10 protein-coding genes are annotated in these 9,631 nt (G+C 27.8%); 2 read left to right on the top strand and 8 right to left on the bottom strand.

Annotated features, from left to right (window positions below; genetic code table 11):
* Positions 1–79 precede the first annotated feature (79 nt).
* A complete protein-coding gene (rnz, locus tag A9758_RS00395) occupies positions 80–1,012 on the bottom strand; it encodes a ribonuclease Z (protein WP_048059690.1) in 933 nt (310 codons plus the stop codon).
* A 142-nt stretch (positions 1,013–1,154) separates the two neighbouring features.
* Between rnz and nadC the strand changes: the two genes are divergently transcribed.
* Positions 1,155–1,997, top strand: a complete 843-nt coding sequence (nadC, locus tag A9758_RS00390; protein WP_011406011.1) for a carboxylating nicotinate-nucleotide diphosphorylase — start codon at positions 1,155–1,157, stop codon at positions 1,995–1,997.
* A 211-nt stretch (positions 1,998–2,208) separates the two neighbouring features.
* Positions 2,209–2,649, top strand: a complete 441-nt coding sequence (locus A9758_RS00385) for a hypothetical protein (protein ID WP_048059816.1) — start codon at positions 2,209–2,211, stop codon at positions 2,647–2,649.
* Positions 2,650–2,925: 276 nt separating this feature from the next.
* Here A9758_RS00385 and A9758_RS00380 read toward each other — a convergent pair whose 3' ends face one another.
* The 7 genes from A9758_RS00380 to A9758_RS00350 form a co-directional block, all read right to left on the bottom strand.
* Complete coding sequence (locus A9758_RS00380) at positions 2,926–3,432, bottom strand: nitroreductase family protein (protein ID WP_011406009.1); 507 nt, start codon at positions 3,430–3,432, stop codon at positions 2,926–2,928.
* A gap of 18 nt (positions 3,433–3,450) precedes the next feature.
* Positions 3,451–4,047: a ZPR1 zinc finger domain-containing protein gene (locus A9758_RS00375; protein ID WP_011406008.1), complete on the bottom strand. Its 597-nt coding sequence runs from the start codon at positions 4,045–4,047 to the stop codon at positions 3,451–3,453.
* A gap of 50 nt (positions 4,048–4,097) precedes the next feature.
* Complete coding sequence (locus A9758_RS00370; protein WP_048059689.1) at positions 4,098–5,060, bottom strand: 3H domain-containing protein; 963 nt, start codon at positions 5,058–5,060, stop codon at positions 4,098–4,100.
* A gap of 159 nt (positions 5,061–5,219) precedes the next feature.
* Positions 5,220–5,795 (bottom strand): Hsp20/alpha crystallin family protein, encoded by a 576-nt coding sequence (locus A9758_RS00365; RefSeq protein ID WP_011406006.1) that lies wholly within the window; start codon positions 5,793–5,795, stop codon positions 5,220–5,222.
* 215 nt (positions 5,796–6,010) lie between these two features.
* Entirely contained in the window at positions 6,011–7,051 is a 1,041-nt protein-coding gene (locus tag A9758_RS00360; RefSeq protein ID WP_011406005.1) for a GTPase, read from the bottom strand.
* 39 nt (positions 7,052–7,090) lie between these two features.
* Complete coding sequence (locus A9758_RS00355) at positions 7,091–7,660, bottom strand: TIGR00296 family protein (RefSeq protein ID WP_011406004.1); 570 nt, start codon at positions 7,658–7,660, stop codon at positions 7,091–7,093.
* 2 nt (positions 7,661–7,662) lie between these two features.
* Entirely contained in the window at positions 7,663–9,036 is a 1,374-nt protein-coding gene (locus A9758_RS00350) for a TldD/PmbA family protein (RefSeq protein ID WP_011406003.1), read from the bottom strand.
* Positions 9,037–9,631: the final 595 nt, after the last annotated feature.

Raw genomic sequence — 9,631 nt, 5'->3', positions numbered from 1 at the left:
TCTATAAATAATTAAAAGTTATCTTAAGAAAAATCTTTCTAAAGAAATAATAATTAACAACTATCATCTATAAATTATGTTATTTTTTGAAATTTATTTGTACTGGTTTTTTATTCTCTATAATAACAACCATTAAATCCTCTGCATATACAGTATTTTCAAATATGGTCTTTGCCTCATCAAGTAATGGTTTTGAGGATGTGTACCTATTTGATAAATGTGTTAATATTAATTGTTCAACATTAGCTTTTTTAGCAATTACTGCTGCATCTTCTGCTACAGTATGTCCATTTTCAAATGCTTTTTCTTTAATGTCCTTGGTAAATGTTGCCTCATGTATCAACACATCAACATTCTCTGCAAAGTCTATCATAGATTCTTGTGGAATTGTATCCCCACTAAATACTACTTTTACACCTTCACGTGGTGGTCCTAACACTTGTTCTGGTTTTATTATCTTACCATCTACTGTTACTTCTTTTCCTGCTTGAAGTTTTCCAAATAGTGGACCTGGAGGTATGCCTAATTCAATAGCTTTCTGTCTTAGAAACTTAGGTTGTCTTAATTGCTCGATTTTATATGCATAATCAACAACAGTATGTTTCATTTTTCTAGATAATATTCTAAAATCATTTTGTTGATATAGAATCCCATCATCTTCTATTTCATGGGTTATTAATTCATATCCTATCGTATAAAAGCCCATATGTCTTATATGATCTATTAATTCATTTATTCCTCTTGGACCATAAATATGTAATGGTCTTGTTCTTCCACGAAATGCTAATGATTGAACAATACCTGGAAGACCTAGAATATGATCACCATGTAAGTGTGTTATGTATATATCATCTATCTTCATAGGACTTATTCCAGCTTCCATAATTTGTTTTTGTGTTGCTTCACCACAGTCAAAGAGAATCATTCTATTGGATATCTTAATTATTATTGATGTATGATTTCTTGATCTTGTAGGAATTGCTGATGCTGTACCTAAAAAAGTTAATTCTATAATATTAATAACCTCTTTTTTTAAATTATTGAAAAAAATTATTCTTTTATAATTATATACTACTATATATTCTTTAATACTTAATTATTTTAAAGAAATAAAACTTAATAATTATATAATAATTAAATATGGAAGGAGAATAATGAGTATTTTTAGTGATAATAGAATTATAGAAAATGTTTATGATGACATAGGATTTGAGGATATTACAACTAACAGTTTAGTTACAGAAGATAAATGGGCACAAGCAGAAATATTATGTAAAGATGAGGGAATTCTTGCAGGAATGGATGTTGCCCATTATATTATCAATGAATTTAATCTAAATATCTCTAGTAGTTTTCTAGATGGGGATGAAATTCATAAGGGTGATGTTATTCTTGAATTTGAAGGAAAAGCAAAGGATATATTAATGGTTGAGAGAACAATTCTTAATTATTTAATGCATCTTAGTGGAATTGCCACACTTGTATCTAACACATGTAAGAAAGTTCATGAAATAAATCCAAAAATACGTGTTGCATGTACTCGTAAAACAACACCTGGACTTCAAAAACTTGAAAAAAAAGCTGTTGAAATTGGTGGTGGGGATACACATAGATTTAAATTAGATGATTGTGTACTTATAAAGGATAATCATATACAAGTTGTGGGTGGTGTTATTGAAGCTATTGATAGGGCTAAGGAAAATGTTAGTTTCACAAAGAAAATTGAGATTGAAGTTGAAAATTTAGATGATGCTATACGTGCAAGTATGTTTGGTGCAGATATTGTAATGTTAGATAATATGAATCCTGATGAAATTGAAGAAGTACTAGTAACTCTCAAACAACGTCATCTACGGGATGATGTGATTATTGAGGTAAGTGGTGGTATAACACCTGCAACAATTACAAAGTATGCTACACTTGATGTTGATGTTATCTCAAGTGGATTTATAACAAATAGTGCACAGACACTAGATTTAAGTTTGAATATTTTATGAACATATCATCATAAACTAAAAAATATCTTTCAATAAATAAAAGTTACCCTAAATATAATTAAAATTAGTAATTGAAACTATCAATATTTTAATCAAAAAATAAAAATAAACATCATCTTTATTAGTATTAAATAACAAATATAATAATAATACTTAGAATACAAACTGAGTATAATATATATGAGGTAATAATATGGACGATTTTGAAGAAATGAATAAAACTACCGAAGTAGAAGATGTAGAAGTAGACAAAACAGAAGCAAACACAGAAGAATACATGGATGAAAATGAAGAAAAATTACCTTTTGCAAAAGCTGAAGTAGTACGTCTCATGAAAGAAAACCTTGACGACGACAAAATGATAAGAGAAAGAGTAAAAGTAGAAATGAACAAATTCCTTGGAGACGTACTTGTTAATGTATGTAAACAATTAAATGACTACCCATACTCCACAGTAGAATATGAGATGTTAAAAGAATCAACATATCCATACACAAACATTGAAAGAATAAATGAAGAAAAAATAAGAATATTAAAACACCTCGATGCAATTAAAGCTGACTGTGATGCATTAAGTATGGATGTAAAAGCTACCCTCAAAATCAATGATAAACCAGATAATGATGAAGATGACGAAGATAACTTATTTTAAGTAAATTTCTTCATACTTTTTTTTAATATTTACTAATATTCTTTATTTTTATTAGATATGACTTTTATCAACTTATTTTTCAATTTTAACTTATTTATTAACATAGTGTAGAAAGATGATTCTAGATTAGAATGATTAAAAAGTTACACATATCTCCCTGTACACAATAAGAGATATCTTTCATTAAATACTATGTATTTATTAAAACTTCAATATAAATAATAGTTATTTAATTAATAATTAATAATCTATAAAAATAATAAAAATAGGTGAATATTATATATATTCAACAAGTTCTTCTATACTTTTACGTGTTGTTTCTCTTGGTTTAGCATCAGGATAACCAAGTGGAGTCAACAATACTGGATGATATTCCTCAGATAAATCAAGAAGTTCAATTAATGGTCTTTCATGGAATGCACCAATATAACAAGTTCCAAGACCAAGTTCTGTTGCAGTTAATATCATATGATCCATTACTATTGTTGCATCAATCTCATTAAGATTTTCTAAATCCCATGGTCTTGTCCATGCATCATTTGCCTTACTTACAACTGCAAGTACTATTGGAGCTTCAACAAACCAGTCATTATCATATACTTCTCTTAGTTTTTGTTCATGTTTTTTTGTGTCAATAACATATATTTTAAATGCTTGACTATTAACTCCTGTAGGAGCAAGTTGTGCTGCTTTTAATACTTGTTGTAATTTTTCATCTTCAACAGGCCTATCCTCATATCCTCTTACACTGTATCTTTTTTCTATTATATCTAATACTGTCATATTAACCACCATATACTCTTACTGGTCTATTGTTGTAAAACCAGTTTGTAATTTATCTGCTTCTTCTTGTGTTAATAACTCTTTTTGAGCATCATCATCATCAATAACACTATTTCCAAATGGATCTTCTAGTATTAAATCAACTTCCATATCACCCATTTTAACCTTAGTAATAAGTTCTATGATATTCAATGCATTATCTTGAACTTCTTTTGATATTTCTGCACCTTCAAGTTTTATTGCCCTTAATACTGCTTCTTCAAATCTATTTAAAATACCTTCCACATTTGAAACATAACCATCAGATTTTGGTCCAGGTTCAACTTTTAGACCTAAATGTGGTATTGTTATTGTTGCTGTCTGTGACTTTGCAACTCTTGTATTTAGCTTAGTATTATTTATTTTAAGAGTAAAACGTGCAGGTTCATTATGTTCCAATGATATACTATCTGATGATTGATATCCGCACTCTGAACAGGACACAGAAGTTTCTAGAATATCTCCAAAGTAGGGAATATTATCTGTTTTATTTGTTATTGATAATGTTTTATGTCCTCCACATACTGGACAATCTGATTTCATTAAATCATTATTATTAAATGTTTTTTCATCCATGTTTTTAATTCCTCTTTTATCTATACTAAATTTATATATGCAATATGTATTTATTTTTTTACAAGATTTTCATCATATAAAAGATTATTTTCTTTTAATTCCTGAATTATATCGTTTAATTTATTTTCATCTGGTGCATATAAATGATGACTATGTATATTGTTTGATAATTCATATAATGTTCCTAATGATTCTTTTTGTTTAGTTTCATGTTCTATTACATTTATAAATTTACCAGAGGATGTATTATCCTCATAATTTTCCACAATTCTCGTTAATGGTTCTTTAAATTCTGGAATATAATATGAAATATCAGTTATTCTTCCACCATGCTTAGTTATAATCTCCCTTTCTAAATCTATATCATCAACTGTATGTCTTACAAACACAATTCTTGATACTTCATTTATGTACTGTAATACCTTTTTTACTGTTGTATCCTTATTATTATTGAAAATTACTGGAATATTGAGTGTTTTTGCTTGACTAACTAGAGCATCATTAATTATTCTATTTTCCTTAAAGTAATCAATCTGTGTTCCACCTCTTTTTATGGCAAGAGCCCTTTGTATAAATCTTTCCTGGTGTTGTTTTTCATCAACTGTTAATACAAAAAAATGAATATTAGCCAAATCTTCAAATTGTTTTATATTAATTAAACCTGGAACTAGATGTACTCCTTCAATTACTATTGAATCATTGTCTAAAACACATCTTGAAATTACTTTTTCTATAGCAGGAATTACAAATGAAGCATGTTCTTCATATCCTGCAGTAATTAACTCTTCCTCTGATTTAAAATTATATGTATCTCTTAGTGTTGTATATGCATTGTATGATGATTTATGTAGAGCTGGCGCATATTCTGACCCTATAATACCTCTTACTATTGCCCTTATAAAATCTGTTTCTATCAAATACTTAATTCCCAGAGTATTTGCTACTTCTGATGCTATTGTTGACTTACCAATACCTGATGCAGAACTAATTAAAATAACATAAGGTTTCATAATACCACCTATTAATTAAAAAATTTTATTATATAATATATACATCTGTATAGTGTAATTATTATAATGTTATTAAAAAGAGATAAATAAATTTAAAAAGAGTTCTTATACTATTAAAAAATAAAATATTATTTCTAAAGAAATAAAAAAAGAAAAGAAAAATTATACTATTTCAACATCTACTTTTTTAGGTTTTACTTTAGGAAGAGTTACTACCAATTCAAAGTTTTCAAATGAAGCAGATACATCTTCTACTTTTACATCAACAGGTATTGGTATGATATTTTTAGTTCTACCTGTACATCTTTCTCTCCTTAATATTTTAACTTCTTTATTTTCATCTTCAATAGAAGGGAATTCTGCAGTTATTTCAATAGAATCTGGAGCCATTGTAATTGAAATATCATCTTTTTTTACTCTTGGTAAATCCATTTTAAGAACTAAACAGTCATCATATTCAAATAAATCAATTAGAGGTTTATTTGCTGTGTATTCCTCAAATGTTTTATTCCATTCTTTTTGTTTTGATTTAAATGTTGCGTAAACATCATTTAACATTTTCTCTGCTGCTTTTTTTGCATCATCAGCAGCATCTCTTGATTCTTCATTAGTTGCATTCTCTGTTTCATCTGCACCATATACTTTGTAATCTTCAGTTTTTTCATCAGTTTGTGCGTTACATTGACATTCTTCTTCTGTTTTCTCTTCATCTTTTGATTCTACATTTACTTTTTGCATTGAAATCAATCCTCCAGAATTGTCCTAAATTTAAATAATTTAGTTATACAATAATGTTTAACTTAAAGTATATATAAGTTTGTAAATTTATTCTTAACTTAAAATTTTTAAAAAAGACTTATTTAATTAAAACACTGAAAAATAATGGTAAAAATACGTTAATTATATATTTAAAAAAAAAGTAGTTGAGAAAATAAAAAAATACTGCAATATTTCTATTTTCTAGGATGACGAAGTGCATATTGTTCTGTGTATTTATCTTCTGGAGTAAATGATTCTCCTAATTCTTCAATTAAATTTTTAATATCACTAATATTACTTAAATCATTAATACTTGTCTTGAATATAGGATCATCTATTTTTTGAGAATATTCCTCAATAACACTATCATCTTCTAATAAATCAGTTTTATTAAATAAACAAATCATCTGTGTTTCAAATACCTTCTTAATTTCAGCATATAATAAATACTGATTTTCCATTAAAAATCCTGAAGTTTCAGATGGATCGAAAATATATATGATAATATTACCTAAATGTTCCAATGCTGCTATAGCATTTAATTCAATTTCATTCATATCATTAATAGATCTATCAAGTAAACCAGGAGTATCTATAATTTGATACTTCTTATATCCCAATTCATAATTTCCTATCTGTAATCCTTGTGTTGTAAATGGATAATTTGCTACCTTAGGACTTGCATCAGTAATATTATTTAGTAATGTGGATTTTCCAACATTTGGAAAACCTGCAATAACTACTCTTATAGCATCAAAATTTATATTAGGCATATTTTTTAGTTCACGTTTACAGAAATCTAAAAAGTCAAGTTCATCTTCTATTCTTTTAACAATAGATACTATTCTACCATATGCTTCTTTTCTTATTGGAATAGCACTAAGTGAATCTGACTTTCTTATTCTGCTAGTGTATTGTGATTGAATTTGTTTTATAACACCTAAAGCCCAGAAAACTGCACCTAATGAATGTTTATACTGATCTACACCTACTACTATATCAATATAATCCTGATAGAATTCTGGTAATTCCTCTATTATAGGTGTTCCTACAACAATTCCATTAAATGTGCTTGTAATAATATCACATGCTGTATCTACTCTTACTTCTTCAATTCTCTTACCCTTTACACGTGGATGTAATTTTGAACTTCTAACTTTAGAAGCTGCTTTACTTGCCCTGTTAAATGCCTTGTCAATAATTTCATCTGGTGTTGGTATATGTGGCAATTTCATGTTTCATTCTCCTTATATGTTATTCTAAAATAATTTATCCTATTCTTGAAATATTTGTGCTTGAAACTTAAATATGTCTGTTGTAGCACTCATCCATGCATCAGAGGCTAAGCCTGCCTTATAACATAAATTTTCAAGAAACTCTTCAATATCCCAGTTTTGTTCTATAGGTACTTGTGGAAGTAATAAACCCCTATTATAATCAGATTCGATAATTAAACCATCAACACCTACTTCTAGTTTATCAAGATATTCATTATAATCCTTAACTATTACTTTTGTAGGTTTTGTAAGTACACTTATTTCAATAGTAATATTTTGAAATTCATCTAATGTTAATGGCATAAAACGTGGATCATTTACTGCAGCTGCTATTGAAACATCTAAAACAGCATCAATTAATGGTTTATATGGTTCTGGATAACCAATACAGCCCCTTAAATTATTATTAATATTCAAAGTTACAAATACACCTAATTTTTCCCTAAAAATTGAGGGAATATCTTCTGGTATTTGATAGTCCTTATTTTCTAGATAACAACGAATATTATCACGTGCTATTTTAAGAAGAAGATTACCTTCTTTTTCAGTTAATAATCCACATTGCATTTTTATACCCCACCAACAGTTGCCTTACTTACTCTTATATGAGGTCCCCCATCACCTACAGGTGCTGTTTGACCATCTTTACCACAGAACCCTACACTTAATTTAAAGTCAGATCCTACTCCTGTTACATTATTTAATATATCTAATGTACTTCCAGACAAGGATACATCCCTTATATGATCATCAAGTTCACCATTATTTATAGTATATGCTTCTACTGCATTAAATTGGAATACTCCACGTCCAGTATCTACTTGTCCACCACGAGATCCTTTAAGATAAATTCCTGTTGACATATCTTCAATTAATTCATCAAATGATGATTCTCCAGGTTGGATATATGTATTACTCATACGTACAATCGGTTGATCTTTAATTATGGATCTTGCATTTCCACTTGATTGACGTCCTAATTTTTTTGCAGTTTCACGTGAACTAAGAACTGATTTAAGTACACCCTTTTCTACTAGAACATTTTTAGATGTTTTAGTTCCTTCAACATCATATGCATAATATCCAAATGCATCTTCTCTTGTTGCATCATCTACAACAGTTATTAAATCAGATCCAATCTTTTGTCCCTGTTTATCCTTTAGTATTGAATCATTTTGAAGTATAATATCTGCCTCTGAAGCATGACCTAGTGCTTCATGTATAAATACTCCTGCAAGTTCAGGATCTAATATAACTGGAAAATCACCAGATGGTGGTGTTTTTGCATCGAGTAATCCTATTGCTTTTTCAGAAATACTTCTTCCAAATGATTCTAAATCTGCATCTTTAATTATTTCAAAACCCTGTACACCACCGAGACTTTTATGTCCTATTTGCATAACTTCACCATTTGATGCAACAGCATTCATAGAAAAGATTGTTCTATTATTATTTGAAAGAATACATGTTCCTTCACTACTTAGAAGTAAATTAGTTCCTTCTACTTCTGAATATGTGATGTTTGTACTTTGTATACCATCTAGTTGAGCAGCATCATTTGCTTCTTTCATGCAACTAATTTTATCTTCGAATGTAACATCATCTATCTTAATTTTTGCTTTTGATTCAACTGTATCTTCTTGTGGATTTGCCGGAGTTAGTTCAACATCACTACTTAATTGATTTGCAAGTATTGTTGCTTTATTTGCCACATCTTCCACCTTATTTATATCTGAGGTGAATGCTGAACCCCATGCACCATTTTGTAGTACACGAATTCCAACTGCAAAATTTATTCCAGTATCCACATTATCTATTTTACTATCCTTCATTACTATAGAATTACTAGTAGAATCTCCTACTCTTATATCTACATAATCTACTCTAGATTCTAATTTTTTAATTATTTTTTGAAAATAATCTACATCTATTTCATTAGACACTGATTTGTTCCTCCCATATATTTTTTTATAAATAAATAAAAATTATAATTAAGTTAAAATAAAAAACAGTTCTTTTATATTAAAATTATTGTTTTTACTAATAGATTATTAGTATTTATTTATGTTTCACATAATTAATAATATTTTATTAAATAAGGGGTCATTGCCAAAACATAATGGATTAATATTTTTAGATTTAACAAAATCACATTTTAGCACAGATAATTTTGTTCTTGATACTTCTTTCTAGTTTCACTTTTCTACATATTCAAAGTATTATTCATGAGTAGAGTTAATACTAGTTTTCTATTTTATTGATTTATAAATTTATTTAATGTTTTTAAAGCAAGAAAATAATTATAAACAGGATTTAAAAAAATTAATGAGAAATCTTAAAAAATATAAAGTAAAATACGTGTGAAAAACTAGAATAGAGTTAATTACTTAACTTTTAATATATTTTAGTTTTTAAAGGTCAATCCCTTAATAGTTAAAGGCCAAAAATAGATACATAAACAACAATTCATGATTTATTAGATAGATTAGGTAATTAACTAGACTTAACAAAAAAAGTAATTATTCTTCTAAAAACATC

The organism is Methanosphaera sp. A6 (assembly GCF_001729395.1).
Lineage (GTDB): Archaea > Methanobacteriota > Methanobacteria > Methanobacteriales > Methanobacteriaceae > Methanosphaera > Methanosphaera stadtmanae.
The sequence above is the reverse complement of the archived record's forward strand: the minus strand, read 5'-3'. Positions and strand labels throughout refer to the sequence as shown.

Coding starts and splice junctions, on each gene's coding strand:
- nadC (WP_011406011.1), top strand. CDS start 1,155: ATGAGTATTTTTAGTGATAATAGAATTATAGAAAATGTTTATGATGAC.
- A9758_RS00385 (WP_048059816.1), top strand. CDS start 2,209: ATGAATAAAACTACCGAAGTAGAAGATGTAGAAGTAGACAAAACAGAA.
- A9758_RS00380 (WP_011406009.1), bottom strand. CDS start 3,432: ATGACAGTATTAGATATAATAGAAAAAAGATACAGTGTAAGAGGATAT.
- A9758_RS00375 (WP_011406008.1), bottom strand. CDS start 4,047: ATGGATGAAAAAACATTTAATAATAATGATTTAATGAAATCAGATTGT.
- A9758_RS00365 (WP_011406006.1), bottom strand. CDS start 5,795: ATGCAAAAAGTAAATGTAGAATCAAAAGATGAAGAGAAAACAGAAGAA.
- A9758_RS00360 (WP_011406005.1), bottom strand. CDS start 7,051: ATGAAATTGCCACATATACCAACACCAGATGAAATTATTGACAAGGCA.
- A9758_RS00355 (WP_011406004.1), bottom strand. CDS start 7,660: ATGCAATGTGGATTATTAACTGAAAAAGAAGGTAATCTTCTTCTTAAA.